Source organism: Kitasatospora sp. NPDC003701 (genome assembly GCF_053587085.1).
Window position 1 is genome coordinate 92,331 of the sequence record NZ_JBSFNM010000005.1, and the last position, 16,694, is coordinate 109,024.

Consider the following 16,694-nt stretch of genomic DNA (forward strand, 5'->3'; position numbering starts at 1 on the left):
GCGGTGGTGTCGGGCGTGACTGTCATGCGCGGCTGACCTCGTGGACGGGGGTTCGGGACTCTTCATTGTCCCCCACCGCGCGTCGGGGCCGGTCGGCGCTGTCGGACGGGGCTCCGGCCGGGGCTCCCGGCCACCCGCCGCCGGGTTCCGGCCGGGCTCCGGCGGGCCTCGGGCGGCCCCGCCCGGTCAGCCCGTCGAGGAGACGACCCGCACCTCGCCCGAGGTGGTCACCACCCGGACGGTGTCGGAGCCGGCCGCGTCGGCCAGCTCGGGGTCGATGTGCCGGTTCCCCGAGCCGGAGCCCCCACCGGCGTCGAAGGCGTAGCGGGAGCCCTTCGGCAGGCCGAGCGACACCGAGCCGGAGGTCGCGCCGATGTCCACCAGGTGCGGCGGTCGTACGAAGGCCAGGTCGACCTCCCCGGAGTAGGCCCTCGCCTCCACCCGCGGGGAGGTGAGGCCGGTGCCCGTCAGCTGACCGGAGGTGGTGCGCGCGTACACCTGGCCGGAGAGCCCGGACAGCTGGATCGCCCCCGAGGTCGCGGAGAGCCGGACGTCCCCGGTCAGGTCCCGGACCTCCATGCTGCCGGACGTCCCGCCGCCGGACACCGACGTCTCGGCCGGCACCTCCAGGTCGATCAGGGCGTCGCAGCCGACGTCCACGACCGGCAGCAGCTGGTTGCAGCGCATCCGGACGGTGAGCACGTCACCGTCGAAGACGGCCGAGACCGAGGGCTTGCGGACCGTCCAGTCCAGGTACTGCTTCACCAGCACCCGTCCCGGCGCCCCCGGCCGGATCCGGACCGCCGCCGTCCCGGTGTCCAGCTCCACCCTGGTCACCGGCACCCGGTAGGTGCGCTCGGACACCGTCTTCTGCTGGACCACCATCGCCCAGGTCTGCACGGCGCCGAACACCACGACGAAGGCCAGCGCGAGCGTCCCGGTGACCCGCCAGCCACGACCTCCCCGCACGGCTACCCGACCTCCAGGAACCGCAGCACGGCCAGCACCCGGCGGTGACTGTCGTCGGCCGGCGGCAGATCGAGCTTGGTGAAGATCGAGTTGATGTGCTTCGCCACCGCGCTGTCACTGACCACCAGGGCGGCGGCGATCGCCGCGTTGGAGCGGCCCTCCGCCATCAGGCCGAGCACGTCCCGCTCGCGCGGGGTCAGCTTCTCCAGCGGATCCCGGTGGCGGCGGACCAGCAGCTGGGCGACCACCTCGGGGTCGAGCGCGGTGCCGCCCTCGGCCACCCGCTGGAGGGCGTCCACGAAGTCGTCCACATTGGCCACCCGCTGCTTGAGCAGGTAGCCCACCCCGCTGGTGTTGGTGGCCAGCAGGTCGGCCGCGTACCGCTCCTCCACGTACTGGGAGAGCAGCAGCACCGCGACCTCCGGCCACTGCCGGCGGATCATCAGCGCGGCCCGGACGCCCTCGTCGGTGTAGTCGGGCGGCATCCGGACGTCCGCCACCACCACCGTCGGGCGGTGCTCCTCCACCGCGGCGAGCAGCGCCTCGGCGTCCCCGACCGCGGCGGCCACCTCGAAGCCCACCGCCTCCAGGACCTTGACCAGACCGACCCTGAGCAGGACCGAGTCCTCGGCGATCACAGCGCGCACGGCAACTCCACGGTGATGGTGGTGGGGCCCCCGAAGGGGCTGAGAACGGACAGCGTGCCGTCGACCGAGGCGGCGCGCTTGCGCAGCCCGGTCAGGCCGGTGCCGAGCGCGGCGTCCGCGCCGCCGACACCGTCGTCGCTGACGACCAGGCGCAGCCGGCCGCCGGCCGTCCGCACCGAGAGGTCGACCCGGGAGGCCCGGGCGTGCTTCGCGACATTGGTCAGCGCCTCGGAGACGGTGAAGTAGGCGACCGCCTCGACGGTCGGGGCGACCGGCTCGGTCAGGTCGACGTCCAGGCGCACCGGCAGCGGCGAGCGGGCGGCGATGCCGGACAGCGCCGCGTCCAGGCCCCGGTCCTCCAGCACGGCCGGGTGCAGGCCGCGGACGAGGTCCCGCAGCTCGTCGATGGCGGCCTGGGCCTCCTCGTGCGCGTCCACGATCACCTGCATGATCGCGGGCGGGGCGTCCTTGAAGGTGCGCCGGGCCAGGCCCAGGTTCATCGCCAGCGAGGTGAGCCGCTGCTGGGCGCCGTCGTGCAGGTCGCGCTCGATCCGGCGGCGCTCGGCGTCGACGGCGTCGACCAGACCGGCCCGGCTCTCGGCGATCTCCTCGACCCGGCGTTCCAGGGCCTCCGCCCGGCCCGGACCGAGCAGCCGCACGGCCACCCACTCCTCCAGCCGGGCCAGCAGGGCGGTCGCCCAGGGCAGTCCGAAGAGCAGGACCGCGCCGCCCACGGTGACGGGGACGTCCAGCGTCACCAGCGACTCGCGCGCCGGGTTCGACGGCGGCATCAGCCACGCCCAGCCGAACACGGTGGCCATCACCAGGCCCGCGCCCCAGGTGTACAGCACCCCGAGCGCGCCGAGCGCGAGCAGCGGGGCCGCCAGCAGGTGGTAGCCGACCTGGCGCCAGCTCACCCCGGTGCGCAGCCAGGTCAGCAGGCCGGCCGGGGTGCCGGCCGGCCGGAGCAGCGGCGGCACCTCGACCCCGCGCAGGGTGCGCAGCCGGCCGCGCTGGGCCGCCGTCAGCAGGCGCAGGCTGAGCAGACAGAGGCCGACGACCGGCAGGAAGAGCTTGGAGTAGCTGAGCGCCAGCCAGATCGGCGCGGCCAGCGGGATGCCGGCGGCTATGAAGCGGGTGTCGTGCAGGACGGCGGCCGACCACGGGGGTCGCCCGACGCTCCTGGCGAGCGCGCGGCGCAACGGGGTGGAGGGCATGACGGACAGCCTAGGGCGCGAAGATCGACTTCCGCCATGAAGGGGAGTGGAGAGCGGGGGTGCAGCTGGGTACACCCCCGGTTCGGATCGGTGCACTACCGACACCGGGGGCCGTCCGGCGGAAGTCTTGAGGGCATGACGAAGACTCCATCGCACGACGCCGCCCCGCCGCTCGGGCGGCCCGCCTCCGGCAACGGGAAGGCCTCCGGCGCGGGGGCGCCGGCGGTCGGTGCGGTGGCGGAGCCCCGGCTGCCCGGGTCGCTCGGGCTGCTCGGGCCGTGGTCCGTGCGGAGCGTTCCGGCCTCCCGGGGACGGGCGGCCCTGGAGGTCTACGAGCACGACGAGTTGCTGGACGTCGTGGTCGCGGCCCGGCTCGCGCCGCAGGTGCTGCGCGGCGCCCGGCGGTGCCCGAACCCCGGGACGCGGAGGTCGTTCGGGCTGGCCTGGGGCCGGCTGCCGCAGGGCGGCCCGGCGCCCGTCGTGGGGTTCACCGCCGGGCGGCTGCGCCGGGCCGGACGGCCGGCCCTGGTCGTCGAGAGGCCCGACGTCGTCACGGTGGCCGGGGAGTTCTGGCTCGCCTGGGCGCAGGGCCCGTTCGACGGCGTCCTGGTGGAGCACCCGGCCGGCCGCGAGCGGCAGCCGCTGGCGCGGGTCCGCGGCCTCGGTCGGAGCGCACGATGAGCACCGCCCTCCTGGGAGCCCGGCCGGTCCCGCTCGCACGGCCGGCGGCCCCGGCACTGCCCACCTGGGCCCCCCGGGTGCCCGCCCTCGCGGCGCTGGGCCTGCTGCCCTGGCTGGCCGTGCTGGCCGCCTGCCACGAGACCGCCTGGGTCGTCCTCGACCTGGCCGAACTGACCGCCCTGCTCGGGCTGGACGCGCTGCTGCGCCGCCGCAGCCCGGCCGCGCTCCGGGCCGCCTGCGTGGTGGCGCTGCTGCTCGCGGGCGACGCCCTGGCCGACATCGGTACCGCCGGGCCGGGCCTGCCGCTGCTCGCCGCCCTGGTGATGGCCGGCTGTGTCGAACTGCCGCTGGCCGCCCTCTGCCTGGTGCTCGGCCGGCGGGCGGGGGCCGGACAGGGGTGACGTCCGGCGCGGTGAGACGGTGGGGGCGACCTGTGGCTCGTTCGCACGACGGGAACGCACGACCCCCGCGACCGCCGCACGGTTGACTGACCGCCGGAGGGTCGCCCCGGGCCTCCGCCGTTCCTGCGGAAGTTGGGAGTGCTGGTGTGACCGAGCACCGCGAGCCGTTCCTCTACATCGTCGTCTGCGCTTCGGGAATCGCCGACGGCGTGGGCGAGCTGATCACCGCCGCCCACGCCGAAGGCTGGCGGGTCGGGGTGATCGCCACCCCCACCGCGCTCGGCTTCATCGATCGCGAAGCCGTCGAGCGCCGGACCGGCTACCCGATCCGCTCCGCCTGGCGCACGCCCGGCACCCCGAAGCCCCTGCCCCCGGCCGACGCCATCGCGGTCGCCCCCGCGACGTTCAACACCATCAACAAGTGGGCCGCCGGCATCTCCGACACGCTCGCGCTCGGCATCCTCTGCGAGGCGTACGGGCTCGGCCTCCCCGTGGCGGTCCAGCCGTACCTCAACGCCGCCCAGGCCGCCCACCCCGCGTACGCGGAGAGCCTCGCCCGCCTCCGTGCGATGGGCGTGATGATCAGCGACCACACGCCCCACCGGCCCAAGTCCGGCGGGGGCGACGACGACACGTTCAGCTGGACCCACGTCCTCGACCTGCTCCGCCCGGTCATCGGCTCGACTGCGGGGAACGCCTAGCCGGTGCCGGGCGCCCGGCCGGCGTGCCCCTTCAGCTGGGCCCCTTCAATCGGCCCCTTCAGTCGGGCCCTTCAGTCGGGCCCGGCGGCGGTCAGCCGGCACTGGCCGTCCGCCGTGCAGGAGCGCTTCAGGCGGCCGCGCGAGACGGTCTGGATCAGCCCGATCGTCCAGCACATCGGGCACCCGCGCAGGGCGAGCACACCGACCGGGAGCAGCAGCAGGGCGGCCGGACCCGCGGCCGGGAGGAGCGCGAACGAGCCGATCAGGGCGCCGAACCCCAGCGCGCCGCGCGCCAGGTGCCGGGGCAGGGAGGCGCTCGCGAAGTCGGGACGGTCAGTCACCGGTGCCTCCCGGAGCCGGCGCGGCACGCAGCGAGCAGCGGACCGCCGTACGGGCGCGGTGCAGCCGCGACTTCATCGCGGCGCTGCTCAGACCCAGCGCGTCGGCGACCGTCCGCCCGCTGAGGCCCTGGATGTCCCGCATGACCAGCACCCGGCGCTGGTCGGCCGGGAGCGCGGCGATCGCCGCCGCCACCCGCCCGGCCTCCAGTCGTTGCAGCACCTCGTCCTCGGCCGAGAGCGCGGTGTCGTCCCCCACCGGCGGGTGCTCGCGCCGCAGCATCCGCGCCCGGCGCAGGCACTCGTTGCGGACGATGCGGAACATCCACGACGCCAGCGCACCGGACGCCCGCAGCATCCCGATCTTGCGGTACAGGATGATCAGCGCCTCCTGCGCCGCGTCCTCGGCATCCTCCGGCGTCGCGCACAACGACCGGGCGAACCGCCGCACATGCGGGTGCGCGCCCGACACCAGTGCGGCGAGCGAGTCGACGTCCCCGCGCTGCGCCGCGAACACCAGCTGCTCCCCCGGCCAGGCGGCCGACTCAGCCACGGCCCCGGCCCCGCTTCCTCAGCACGACCACGGTGCAGGTGCACAGGAGCACCACGGCGACGGCGACGGCGATACCGATGATCACGACTACCTCCCAGTCCGGTCCGACGTGTTCGTCGGACTCATTCATAGGAGGCCCTCCCCCGGTCGAAGGATTCGGCCCCGCCGCCGGAACGTTCGGTTCCTCCGCCGTACGGCGGGCTCGGCGGGCTCGGCGGGCTCATGGGGACTCCCGGGCCCGGCCTGCGGGTCGGGTCATGCGAGCCGGCCGTGGGGCGAGGTGGCACGATCGTGGGATGGCACATATCGGACTGACCACCGTGCTCGTACGGGACTACGACGAGGCGATCTCCTTCTACGTGGACGCCGTCGGCTTCGAGCTGCGCGAGGACGCACCGCGCGAGGGCGGCGGCCGCTGGGTGGTGGTGGCGCCGCGCGGGTCGACGGAGACGGGGTTGCTGCTGGCACGCCCGTCGAAGCCGGAGCAGGTGGCGCGGATCGGGGACCAGACCGGCGGACGGGTCGGACTGTTCCTCAACACCGAGGACTTCGACGGCGACCACCGCCGGATGACCGCCGCCGGGGTCCGTTTCCTGGAGGAGCCGAGGCACGAACCGTACGGCACGGTGGCGGTGTTCGAGGATCTGTACGGCAACCGCTGGGACCTGCTCCAGCTCCGCTGAGCCCGTACCGTCCGGGGCCCGCCGGAGCCCCCTGGGGTCCGGCGGGCCCCGACGCGCTACTGCGCCGCGCCCCGGGTACCGAGGAGGAAGGTGCTCACGGCGGCGGCGACGCCCGCCGGGTCCTTCTCGTAGCCGAAGTGGTCGAGCTTCGGGAACCGGACCAGCTCGGAGGTGGTGAAGACCTCGGCGAGACGGACGGCCGCGCGGCCCGCCCCCGTCGTGGTCCCGTCCTTGCCGGCCATCAGCAGGACGGGAGCGTCGAGTCGGGCGTACTCCGGGTACTCGTTGTCCCGCCGCGCAGCCTCGGCGTGCTCGCGGATCGTGCCCCCGAGCAGGGCGTGCTTGCGCAGGCGCTCCGGCTCCTTCATGACGAACCGGAGGATGATCCGCAGCAACCAGCGCGGCGCCTTGCCGGAGGTCTCCGGGTTGATCCCGCGGACGAAGGTCAGGAACGCCTCGGCGTCCTTGCCCGCCGCCAGCAGCCGCTCGGCCTCGGGGGCCCAGCCCATCGGGACGGAGCCGTCGATGGACACCCCGGGCTCGTAGAGGGCGAGCCGGTCGAAGGCGGATCCGCGCAGGGCCGATTCCAGGGTGAGGAAGGCGCCGAAGCTGTGCGCGAAGACCAGGCGCGCCCCGGTCGCGGCCCGCACCGCCTCGATGTCGGCGCACTCGGCGTCGACGCCGTAGCCGGCGCCCTGCGGGCCGCTGGCCCCCCGGCCGCGCCGCTCGACGGTGTGCACGGTGAAGTGCCGGGCGAGCTCGGCGGCGACCCCGTCGAACTCCTCGGCCACCGACAGCGCCCCGGGCACGACGAGCAGCGCGGGGCCGCCCGACCCCACGCTGCGGTAGCCGATGACCGTGCCGTCCGCCGAGTGCACCGACCCGACGGAGAATCTTGGTGCCGCGACCTGCGTTGTCATGCTCTCCCCCTGATTGACGGTCAATTCGACCCGCACAGCCGCGTTTGCTGGATGATCTCGCGCCGGCCGCGATCGAACAGCTGCACAGGATACAGATGTCGACCACCCCGCGGCGGCCCGTCCGGCACCGCCTTCCGCGAAGGCCACCGGGCCGCCCCCACGGCCCCTTCCGGTCGGCGGCGGAGCAGCCTCACGAGGCCACCCGCCCGGACTGCCGCAGGTCCCTCGCCGCCCCCCATCCGTGCGTCGGGGACGGCGACCCGTCCGCCGCCACCCCGGCCGCGTACTCGAACCAGACCACCTTGCCCGCGCCCCGCCGGTGCCAGCCCCAGCTGCCCGCCAAGGCCTCGACCAGCAGCAGGCCGCGCCCGCGGGTCGACTCCTCCTCCGGCGCCGAGCGGGCCAGCAGGGCACACGCATCCGCGACCTCGACCCGCAGCCGCCCGTCACGCCACCGCACACCGACCGAACACCGGCCGCCCGTGTGCTCCACCGCGTTGGCGATCACCTCGCCGGCGCACAACTCCACCTCTCCCAGGGCCTCCTCCGACAGCGGCACGCCCCACTCCCGGAGGATCGCCACGACCGCCCGCCGCGCCCGGGACACCGCGGCCGCCTCGGGCGGCACGTCCCACGCAAGGGGCACCGGGAATCTCGCACTGCCGAGAGGACTGCTGGTCACCGGTCTGCTCCGTCCCACCACAGGGGTCACGTCGGGTACGCCCGCCCGGTTGGTCGTACGGACGAGGACCGGACCACCCGTTGGGCTGACAACCAGTCAACGGGGGTACACAGGACAGGAGAACAAGCCATGCTGGTCGGGGGGTTGAATCGGTTGAACGAAGGAGACGGGGATCGTGATGGCGCAACGACCGCGTACGCCGAACACCGCGTTGGCCGCGCTCATGCGGGAGACCTCCTGGGGCAATGACCGGCTCGCCCGTGCGGTCAACCGGACCGGGAGCGAAGCGGGTCTGCGACTGACCTACGACAAGTCGTCGGTCTCGCACTGGCTCTCCGGCGTCCAGCCGCGAGCCGAAGTCCGCGAGGTGGTGCGGGAGACCTTCGCGCGCCGCCTCGGGCGGCCGGTCACCCCCGAGGAGACGGGCTTCGAGGCCTCCCCCGAGCCGGCCGGCGACCGGCGCGCCCCGGCCGACCTGATGTCGATCGGCCGGGCCGACATGGATCCGTCCCGGCGGAGCGTGCTCGCGGCCGGGCTGTACTCCGCCGCGCTGAGCCTGCCGGTGTTCGACGACAGCGCCGAGCGGATCGGCCGGGCGACGGCGGGCCCGACCGTACGGGTCGGGCAGGGCGAGGTCGAGACCGTCCGGAACATGACCGACCGCATCGCCGGCATCCTCGACGAGCTCGGCGCGGCGCACGCCCGCCCGATGGCCGCCGCCTTCCTGGTCAACTCCGTGGGGCCGTGGCTCCAGGCGTCCGGCACCGCCGAGGTGAAGGCCGACCTCCTCTCGGCGGCGGCCGACCTCACCTACCTGACCGGGTGGATGGCCATGTACGAGACCGCCCACGGGCTCGGCCAGAAGTACTACGTCGAGGCCCTCAAGCTCGCCCGCGACGCCCAGGACCACGTGACCTACTGCCGCACCCTGCGCGGCATGGCCCTCCAGGCCTCCAGCCTCGGCCACGGGCCGAAGGCGCTGGAACTGGCGGACTCGGCCGCCGAGGCCGCGCCCGCGTCGGGCCCCCGGCTGCGTGCGTTCCTCGCCGGCCAGCAGGCCCACGGCGCGGCCATGGTGAAGGACCGGCGGCAGGCCTTCGCCCGGCTGAACGAGACGGAGACGGCACTCGCCCTGGCCGACGGGCGCAACGACGCGGTCGGGGGCTACGACCAGGCCGCCTACCACTTCCACGTCTCCCACGTGCTGTACGAACTCGGCGACCTCCCCGGGGCGATCAAGGAACTCCAGCTGTCGAACCGGGCCCGCCCCGTCAACGAGAAGCAGGGCCGGGTGCACGCCAACGGCCTGCTCGCGCGGCGCCAGATGGAGCTGGGCCACGTGGAGGCCGCCTGCACGACGTGGGACACCTTCCTGGACGACTACGTCACGCTGAGCTCCGTCCGTGGCGACGAACACTTCCGGGCGCTCTCCAGCACCCTGCCGACCCGCCCCGACACGCCCGTCGTCCGCCAACTCCAGCAGCGCACGCGCGATGTGGCCCTCCGGAAGGCCACGGCCTGACGGGCGGCTCGGCCCGAGGGCCTCGCGGCTCCTCGCCGTAGGGGGCGGTATTCCGGACCGGGTATTTCCGGCCGGGACTTTCCGGCCCGGGACTTCTCGGCCTGGGACTTCCCGGCCGGGGTTGCGGCGAAGCGGCCGAAGCGGTCGCCGACGCGCGGCGGCTCGGGGGATCCGGTGGCGGTCGTCCGGACCAAATGGATCGTCCGACGGACCGTCATACCCTCGACCCGGCACCCTTGAGGGCCCTCCCCGGGAGGACTGTCCTCATACGTCCGGAATCGCCGTTTGCGAGGTGCCGGCGTCTCTTCTCCTCTGGCGACCCAACTGAATAATGCTGATACGACGAACACACAAGACGATCTATGCTGAGGGCGTTCACGATCTCTCCCCGGGTTCTCCGCTCAAGAAGCAGGTCTGCTTGATGAAGTTGCCCAAGGTGTCCGCCGTCATCGTCGCGGCCGCGCTCGCGCCCACCGTCCTGTTCCCGTCGATGGCCTCCGCTGCCGACCAGCCCGCGCCCGCCGGGGTGTCCGGTCCGGACACGGCGTCCGACGCCGCGGGGGACCACGACTCCCAGGAAGCGCTGGACCGCGCCGAGATCGAGCGCATCCTGGCCGACAAGTCGACCGGCCGCGGCGTCCGCGAGGCCGCCGAGAAGGCCCTCGCCGGCACCGCCGCCGACCTGCGGCACTTCCTCACCGTCGAACTGGCCAAGCAGCGCCAGGACGACGACCGCGTCGAGGTCAGCAAGCTCCTCTCCACCGGCGGCCGCGCCGTCCGCGAGGCCGCGAGCGCCGCGCTCGACGGCACCTACGCGGACATCGTCAAGTTCCTCAAGGAGGGCCAGTACACGGCCCGCGCCGAGGACGACGACCGCGCCGAGATCGAGCGCATCCTGGCCGACAAGTCGACCGGCCGCGGCGTCCGCGAGGCCGCCGAGAAGGCCCTCGCCGGCACCGCCGCCGACCTGCGGCACTTCCTCACCGTCGAACTGGCCAAGCAGCGCCAGGACGACGACCGCGTCGAGGTCAGCAAGCTCCTCTCCACCGGCGGCCGCGCCGTCCGCGAGGCCGCGAGCGCGGCGCTCGACGGCACCTACGCGGACATCGTCAAGTTCCTCAAGGAGGGCCAGTACACGGCCCGCGCCGAGGACGACCGGGTCGCGATCCTGATCGTCATCGCCGACAAGGAGGTCAGCCCGCGCGTCTTCGCGGCGGCCCAGAAGGCCCTCGACGGCACGCCCGCCGACCTGCGGCACTTCCTCGAGGTCGCCCTGCCCAAGCTGCGCGAGAGCGACAACCGGGTGAAGGTCTCGCAGCTCCTGGAGACCGGCGGACCCGCCGTCAAGAAGGCCGCCGGCGCGGCGCTCGACGGCAGCTACGCGGACGTCCTGGCGTTCCTCAAGGAGGGCCAGTACACGGCCCGCGCCGAGGACGAGGCCAACGCGGCGGCCGCCGCCACGCCGACCCAGCCGGTCGAGCAGCCGAACCAGGCCCAGAACACCGGTGCCGGACAGGGCCAGTCGACCGGGCAGGGCACCCAGGTCGTCCAGATCGCCCAGGTCGCCCAGACCGCCGGCGCCGTGAGCAGCAACGCCAACCCGGCCCCGGCCGTGGCTCCCGCGCGGGTCACCACCACCACCGGCATCGCGGCCCCGACCTCCGGCCAGCTCGCCGCCACCGGCGCGGACGAGGGCCTCGGTTGGGAGGCCGGCGGCGCCGCCGCAGCCGTCGCCGCCGGTGCCGCGCTGGTGGCGGTCTCGCGCCGCCGCCACGCCGCCGACAGCTGATCGCAGCCCGCTCGCCCAGGTGCCCCGGCCCTCCGGCCGGGGCACCTCTGCGTGCGGTGGCCGGCCCGGGTCGACCACCCCGCCACCACCGCACCACCCAGGTGCAGCCCCGCCCTGCCGCCGCGCAGGGCCGCGCGGGCGCGCGTGACACCGGCGCGGATGTCGGCCGCGCCGGCGCCGACCGCGACCGGTCGGTGCCCGAGGCCGGCACAGGCGCGGCAGACGCCCGGTTCGGGCACCGGGTCATGGCACTTGGCACACTCGGCGCAGCCGGCCGCCGCCACGGCCCCCGGTGCGCGCTCGGGCGGCATCTCGCGTTCCAGGCAGCTGCGCAGCACGCCCAGCGGGGAGTGCAGGGGTGTCGGCAGGCCGGGCAGCAGCGCATGGGCGAGGTCGTCGACCGTAGTACCGCGCTCCAACCACCGGGCGACCAGCGGCGCGAGCCCCGACGCCTCGGCCTCGCCGAGGCGCAGGCGCGGTTCGGGGCGGGAGAGCAGGTCGGCGAGCAGGCCTCGGGCGGTGTAGCTGAGCCGACGGCCCTGGAGCGTGCCGTCGGGCAGCACGGTGAAGTTGCCCGCCTGGGCGCTACGACGAATGCGCATCGGGAGTCCGGCTCCCGTTGCCGGGCCCCGGGGTGTTGGTAGCACCGCCGGGGTCGACCATGCCTCTGTGCGATGTTGTGATTCCGGAACGTAGTACACGCACCGTCCGGCGGGCGACGAGACCACCAGGTGCACCTGAACCGGTCAACTCCTGCCCGCCATCGAGCAGAAGTGGCCCCCGGCCCACCCCCTTCGATCAAATCGCTGGTCACCACCGGCCCCTTTGCGTCAGAATGACGATATGAGCAGCACGTACACGGGGAACCCCCTCGACACTCGCAACCGGGCCGAGCTGGTGGCCGCCGTCGCCTCCGGCGCCGAGCCGAAGTGGCTGATGTTCTGGGGTCACCAGCCGCAGCAGGACGGGTCGGTCGGACCGGGTGCGCTGAGCCAGTGGTGGCCGTCCGCGTTCACCGTGGACGGCGTCACCTACACGACCGCCGAGCACTGGATGATGGCCGGCAAGGCCCGGATCTTCGGGGACGAGGCGATCGTGCCGCGCATCCTCGCCGCCCGGACCCCGGCCGAGGCCAAGAAGCTGGGGCGCCAGGTCAAGGGCTTCGACGAACCCACCTGGGCGGCGGGGCGCTTCGAGCTGGTGGTGACGGGCAACGTCGCCAAGTTCGGACAGCACGAGGCCCTGCGCGACTACCTCCTCGGCACCCGGCGGCGCGTCCTGGTCGAGGCCAGCCCGGTGGACCGGCTCTGGGGCATCGGCCTCGCCGCCGACGACGAGCGGGCGGCACGACCGGCCGACTGGCGCGGGGAGAACCTCCTCGGGTTCGCCCTGATGGAGGCCCGCACCCGGCTGGCGCAGTGAGCACGATCGCCCCCGCCCTGGACGCCACGGTGGTGGCGTCCACGGGCGCCGCCCTCGCCCTCGCGCCGAGGGTGCTGCGGCGCGAGGTCCGACCCGGGCGCGGCAGAGCGCCCGGGCCGGGATCGGTCGCCGTCCATGTGCTCCTGGACCGCACTCGCAAACATTTCGACGCACTGCCGTAACGCTCTCGCCGTATACCGACACCAGGATGGCCCGCAGTCAGGGTCGAGATGGACAGGGTGCGGCGATCATGCGGATACGGCACACGGAACAACCCACGGCTCAGCACACCGGCGAGAGCGAACAGGACGCGCTCGATCTCCGTGCCGAGCTGGACGAATTACTGCGAGCCCGGCAGTACGCCAACCAGCGCGAACGGCGGCTCGCCGAGGCGGTGCGGGCGGTGCCGGAGCGGCAGCGGCCGGACGCGGAGCTGCTGCGGCAGCTGGCCCAGGCGCGGACGCTGCGCGAGGGGCTCGGCACGCGCTGCCTGGAGCTGAGCGAGCAGCTGACGGCGCTGGAGGACCGCCTGCGGCAGCCGGCGCAGCGCAGTCCGATACCCCGGCAGCCCACCGGCGCCCGCTTCGGGGGCGCGTACGAGGAGACGCACGCCCCTTCGGTGCATCAAGCTCCCCCACCACCACCCGCCACCGGAGCGCGGTTCGGAGCCCCGCGCACCCGCCCCGAGGAGGCCGCCGAAGCCGCGCGGCCCCCGGCGGCCTCCGCGCCCCCGCCGCCCCAGCCCGCACCGGAGCCGCCCCGGCGCCGCTCCCCCGCCGAACTCACCGCCCTCGCCGGGCGGATCACCACCCTGCACCGCCAGGGCGCCGCCCAGGAGATCACCGCCCTGCTGGGCCAGGCCGCCGCCCTGCTGCTCCCGCTCGACACCGCCCGGCTCGCCGGTCTGCTCGCCCGCAGCGGTCCGCCCGACGCCTCCGTCCAGCTGGCCCGCGGCGCCGCGGCCGGCACCCCGGCGCAGGCCGCCAGCACCCTCGCCGAGCTGCGCCAGGCCGGCCTGGCGCAGGAGGCCGCCGAGCTGTTCCACGCCCTCTGGGCCTACCCGGCGGACGCGCTGCCGGCCCTGCTGGCGGCCCTGGAGCGCACCGGCCAGCACGCGGACAGCGCCACCCTGCTCTGGGAGTGGGGCTCCGCGCCCACCGCCGAGCTGGCCGCCCTCGCCGCCGGGCTGGAGCAGGCCGGCCGCTCCGACGACGCCCGGACGCTGCTGCGCCAGGCCGCCGGCCGGCCCACCGCCGACCTCACGGAACTGGCCACCACCCTGCCCGCGCCGCTGTCCGCCGTCCTGCTGCGCGAGCTCGCGGCGCTGCGTCCGCCGGCCGAACTGGTCCGGCTCGCCACCGCGCTCGCCGCGGACCGGACGAGCCGGGAGCAGCGCGCCCTGTACGACGGGCTGCTGGCCGCCCTCGTGGAGGACGAGGGCCGCCACCGCACCACCCTCGCCGCGCTGCGCAGCGCCGGCCTGCCCACCACCCCGGCCGCCGCACCCCGCTCCCGCTGGGGCCGCCGGTAGGCGCGGGACCGGGCACCACCCGAGACGCAGGGAGCCCCCGCCCGCCGGAAGGCGGACGGGGGCTCCCCGGGAACAACTGCCGGACGTCAGCAGCCGATCAGCCGCGCCGCCAGGTACGACTTCACCTGGTCGAGCGAGACGCGCTCCTGCGACATGGTGTCGCGCTCGCGCACGGTCACCGCGTTGTCCTCGAGGGTGTCGAAGTCGACGGTGACGCAGAACGGCGTGCCGATCTCGTCCTGGCGGCGGTAGCGCTTGCCGATCGCGCCCGCGTCGTCGAACTCGACGTTCCACGCGGTGCGCAGGTCGGCGGCCAGGCCGCGGGCCTTCGGCGACAGGTCGGCGTTGCGCGACAGCGGCAGCACCGCGACCTTGACCGGGGCCAGGCGCGGGTCGAGCCGCATGCCGACGCGCTTCTCCAGGACGCCCTTGGCGTTGGGCGCCTCGTCCTCGAAGTAGGCGTCGATCAGGAAGGCCAGCATCGCGCGGTTGAGGCCCGCCGCCGGCTCGATGACGTACGGGAAGTACCGCTCGCCGGACTCCTGGTCGAAGTACTTGAGGTCCTGGCCGGAGGCCTCGCTGTGCACCGTCAGGTCGTAGTCGGTGCGGTTGGCGACGCCCTCCAGCTCGGAGAACTCCTGGCCACCGAAGTTGAAGCGGTACTCGATGTCCACCGTGCGCTTGGCGTAGTGGGAGAGCTTCTCCTTCGGGTGCTCGAAGAAGCGCATGTTCTCGGTCCGCAGGCCGAGGTCGACGTACCAGTCCCAGCGCTGCTGGAGCCAGTAGTCGTGCCACTGCTCGTCCTCGCCCGGCTTGACGAAGAACTCCATCTCCATCTGCTCGAACTCGCGGGTGCGGAAGATGAAGTTGCCGGGGGTGATCTCGTTGCGGAAGCTCTTGCCGGTCTGGGCGATGCCGAACGGCGGCTTCTTGCGCGAGGTCGTCTGGACGGCCTTGAAGTTGGTGAAGATGCCCTGCGCCGTCTCCGGGCGCAGGTACGCCAGGCCACCGGCCTCCTCGGTGACGCCGAGGTGGGTCTTCAGCATGCCCGAGAACTCCCGGGGCTCGGTGAAGGAGCCCTTGGTACCGCAGTCGGGGCAGTTGATGTCCTTGAGGCCGTTCGGCGGCGGGAAGCCGTGCTTGGCCTCGTACTTCTCCTCCAGGTGGTCGGCCCGGTGGCGCTTGTGGCAGGAGAGGCACTCGGTCAGCGGGTCGTTGAAGGTGGCGACGTGACCGGAGGCCTCCCAGACCTCGCGGGCCAGGATCACCGACGAATCGAGCCCGACGACGTCCTCACGGGCCTGGACCATCGCGCGCCACCACTGGCGCTTGATGTTCTCCTTCAGCTCGACACCCAGCGGCCCGTAGTCCCAGGCGGCACGAGTGCCGCCGTAGATCTCGCTGCAGGGGTAGACGAAGCCACGGCGCTTGCTCAGGCTGACGATCGTGTCGATCTTGTCGGCGGCCACAGTGCTCTCTTCAGTACGACGGCACGGTCAGGGCACGGCTGGTTGCGCGTACCCGAATACCTCAGGTTACCGGCCATACGGGTACGAGGTTCAAATCGGTATCGCCCTCCCCCACCCACCCATCACCATGCACCGCTCACCCGTCCGAGTGATTTGACAATCATTTCCATCTAACCTGAGAATGGTTGTCATGATGATCCGACGACCTACCCGCACCGTCCTTGCCTTGACCGCGACCGCCCTCTCCGGCACGCTCCTCCTCACCGCCTGCGGCGGGGACAGCAGCGCCAAGGGCACGGACGGCAAGCTGGGCGTCGTCGCCTCGTTCTATCCGATGGAGTTCCTCGCCACGCAGATCGGCGGCGAGCACGTCAAGGTCACCACCCTGACCCCGGCCGGCACCGAGCCGCACGACCTGGACCTCACCGCCAAGCAGGTCGCGAGCGTCAAGAAGGCCGACGCCCTGCTCTACCTCAAGGGCCTCCAGCCCACCGTGGACAAGGCGGTCGCCGACTCCGGCGCGAAGCACGTCGTCGACGCCACCGCCGCCAGCCCGCTGGTCGACCACCACCTCGGCGAGGGCGAGGAGGGCCACGCCGAGGGCGACGGCCACCAGCACGACGGGGCCCCCGGCGACCCGCACATCTGGCTCGACCCGACCCGCTACGCCGCGGTCGCCAAGAGCGTCGGCGCCGAGTTCGCCAAGGCCGACCCGGCCCACGCGGCCGACTACCAGAAGAACACCGACGAGCTGGTCGGCACGCTCACCGCCCTGGACCAGGAGTTCCGGGACGGCCTGAAGGACGCCAAGAGCAGGACCTTCGTCACCAGCCACGCCGCCTTCGGCTACCTGGCCGAGCACTACGGCCTCACCCAGGTCGCCATCAACGGCGTCGACCCGGAGTCCGAGCCCACCCCGGCCCGGCTGGCCGACGTCCAGAAGGCCGCCAAGGACAACGGCGTCACCACGATCTTCTTCGAGACCCTGGTCAGCCCCAAGCTCGCCGAGACCGTCGCCAAGGACCTCGGCCTCAAGACCGCGGTCCTGGACCCGCTGGAGGGCGTCAAGGACCCGGCCAAGGACACCTACCTGACGGTGATGAAGCAGAACCTCGCCAACCTGCGGGCCGCGCTCGGCACGACCTCCGCCGCCACCACCAGCTGACGGG

Annotated in this window: 18 protein-coding genes; 9 read left to right on the forward strand and 9 right to left on the reverse strand. The window is 73.8% G+C overall.

Annotation, left to right across the window (positions count from 1 at the left end; translation table 11 throughout):
* Nucleotides 1-186 precede the first annotated feature (186 nt).
* From ACWDRR_RS06805 to ACWDRR_RS06815, 3 genes are read right to left on the reverse strand one after another with little or no spacing between them, the layout of a single operon-like run.
* A complete protein-coding gene (locus tag ACWDRR_RS06805) occupies nt 187-969 on the reverse strand; it encodes a DUF4097 family beta strand repeat-containing protein (protein WP_449771109.1) in 783 nt (260 codons plus the stop codon).
* Between the two features lie 2 nt (nt 970-971).
* Entirely contained in the window at nt 972-1,616 is a 645-nt protein-coding gene (locus ACWDRR_RS06810; RefSeq protein ID WP_449771110.1) for a response regulator, read from the reverse strand.
* The gene (locus tag ACWDRR_RS06815) at nt 1,604-2,833 is read right to left on the reverse strand and encodes a histidine kinase (protein WP_449771111.1); all 1,230 of its coding nucleotides are present in this window, start codon (nt 2,831-2,833) and stop codon (nt 1,604-1,606) included. The genes ACWDRR_RS06810 and ACWDRR_RS06815 overlap by 13 nt, the downstream gene beginning before the upstream one ends.
* 135 nt (nt 2,834-2,968) lie before the next feature.
* Between ACWDRR_RS06815 and ACWDRR_RS06820 the strand changes: the two genes are divergently transcribed.
* From ACWDRR_RS06820 to ACWDRR_RS06830, 3 genes are all read left to right on the forward strand, one after another.
* Nucleotides 2,969-3,514: a hypothetical protein gene (locus ACWDRR_RS06820; RefSeq protein WP_449771112.1), complete on the forward strand. Its 546-nt coding sequence runs from the start codon at nt 2,969-2,971 to the stop codon at nt 3,512-3,514.
* Nucleotides 3,511-3,915, forward strand: a complete 405-nt coding sequence (locus tag ACWDRR_RS06825) for a hypothetical protein (protein WP_449771113.1) — start codon at nt 3,511-3,513, stop codon at nt 3,913-3,915. The genes ACWDRR_RS06820 and ACWDRR_RS06825 overlap by 4 nt, the downstream gene beginning before the upstream one ends.
* Before the next feature lie 146 nt (nt 3,916-4,061).
* A complete protein-coding gene (locus ACWDRR_RS06830; protein WP_449771114.1) occupies nt 4,062-4,616 on the forward strand; it encodes a flavoprotein in 555 nt (184 codons plus the stop codon).
* Between the two features lie 71 nt (nt 4,617-4,687).
* Here ACWDRR_RS06830 and ACWDRR_RS06835 read toward each other — a convergent pair whose 3' ends face one another.
* The 3 genes from ACWDRR_RS06835 to ACWDRR_RS06845 are packed head-to-tail and all read right to left on the reverse strand — an operon-like array spanning nt 4,688 to nt 5,637.
* A complete protein-coding gene (locus ACWDRR_RS06835; RefSeq protein ID WP_449771115.1) occupies nt 4,688-4,957 on the reverse strand; it encodes a hypothetical protein in 270 nt (89 codons plus the stop codon).
* Nucleotides 4,950-5,507, reverse strand: coding sequence for an RNA polymerase sigma factor (locus ACWDRR_RS06840; RefSeq protein ID WP_449771116.1), 558 nt, complete (start codon nt 5,505-5,507; stop codon nt 4,950-4,952). Before ACWDRR_RS06840 ends, ACWDRR_RS06835 begins: the two co-directional genes overlap by 8 nt.
* The gene (locus tag ACWDRR_RS06845; RefSeq protein WP_449771117.1) at nt 5,500-5,637 is read right to left on the reverse strand and encodes a hypothetical protein; all 138 of its coding nucleotides are present in this window, start codon (nt 5,635-5,637) and stop codon (nt 5,500-5,502) included. The genes ACWDRR_RS06840 and ACWDRR_RS06845 overlap by 8 nt, the downstream gene beginning before the upstream one ends.
* A gap of 166 nt (nt 5,638-5,803) precedes the next feature.
* On the opposite strand from ACWDRR_RS06845, the gene ACWDRR_RS06850 reads away from it, so the two are divergent.
* Complete coding sequence (locus ACWDRR_RS06850) at nt 5,804-6,190, forward strand: VOC family protein (RefSeq protein ID WP_449771118.1); 387 nt, start codon at nt 5,804-5,806, stop codon at nt 6,188-6,190.
* Between the two features lie 56 nt (nt 6,191-6,246).
* Here ACWDRR_RS06850 and ACWDRR_RS06855 read toward each other — a convergent pair whose 3' ends face one another.
* Entirely contained in the window at nt 6,247-7,110 is an 864-nt protein-coding gene (locus ACWDRR_RS06855; RefSeq protein WP_449771119.1) for an alpha/beta fold hydrolase, read from the reverse strand.
* A 190-nt stretch (nt 7,111-7,300) separates the two neighbouring features.
* Complete coding sequence (locus tag ACWDRR_RS06860; protein ID WP_449771120.1) at nt 7,301-7,792, reverse strand: ATP-binding protein; 492 nt, start codon at nt 7,790-7,792, stop codon at nt 7,301-7,303.
* Between the two features lie 178 nt (nt 7,793-7,970).
* Between ACWDRR_RS06860 and ACWDRR_RS06865 the strand changes: the two genes are divergently transcribed.
* The 4 genes from ACWDRR_RS06865 to ACWDRR_RS06880 all read left to right on the forward strand — a co-directional run bounded on the left by ACWDRR_RS06865 (nt 7,971) and on the right by ACWDRR_RS06880 (nt 14,056).
* On the forward strand, nt 7,971-9,314 hold the full coding sequence (locus ACWDRR_RS06865; RefSeq protein WP_449771121.1) for a hypothetical protein: 1,344 nt from the start codon (nt 7,971-7,973) through the stop codon (nt 9,312-9,314).
* Nucleotides 9,315-9,735: 421 nt separating this feature from the next.
* Nucleotides 9,736-11,103, forward strand: coding sequence for an ALF repeat-containing protein (locus tag ACWDRR_RS06870; protein WP_449771122.1), 1,368 nt, complete (start codon nt 9,736-9,738; stop codon nt 11,101-11,103).
* Between the two features lie 843 nt (nt 11,104-11,946).
* Complete coding sequence (locus ACWDRR_RS06875; RefSeq protein WP_449771123.1) at nt 11,947-12,525, forward strand: NADAR family protein; 579 nt, start codon at nt 11,947-11,949, stop codon at nt 12,523-12,525.
* Nucleotides 12,526-12,775: 250 nt separating this feature from the next.
* On the forward strand, nt 12,776-14,056 hold the full coding sequence (locus tag ACWDRR_RS06880) for a hypothetical protein (RefSeq protein ID WP_449771124.1): 1,281 nt from the start codon (nt 12,776-12,778) through the stop codon (nt 14,054-14,056).
* An 86-nt stretch (nt 14,057-14,142) separates the two neighbouring features.
* Here the strand turns inward: ACWDRR_RS06880 and ACWDRR_RS06885 are convergent, their stop codons facing one another.
* Nucleotides 14,143-15,525: a glycine--tRNA ligase gene (locus ACWDRR_RS06885; RefSeq protein ID WP_387888070.1), complete on the reverse strand. Its 1,383-nt coding sequence runs from the start codon at nt 15,523-15,525 to the stop codon at nt 14,143-14,145.
* Between the two features lie 190 nt (nt 15,526-15,715).
* Between ACWDRR_RS06885 and ACWDRR_RS06890 the strand changes: the two genes are divergently transcribed.
* A complete protein-coding gene (locus ACWDRR_RS06890) occupies nt 15,716-16,690 on the forward strand; it encodes a metal ABC transporter substrate-binding protein (protein ID WP_449771125.1) in 975 nt (324 codons plus the stop codon).
* Nucleotides 16,691-16,694 lie beyond the last annotated feature (4 nt).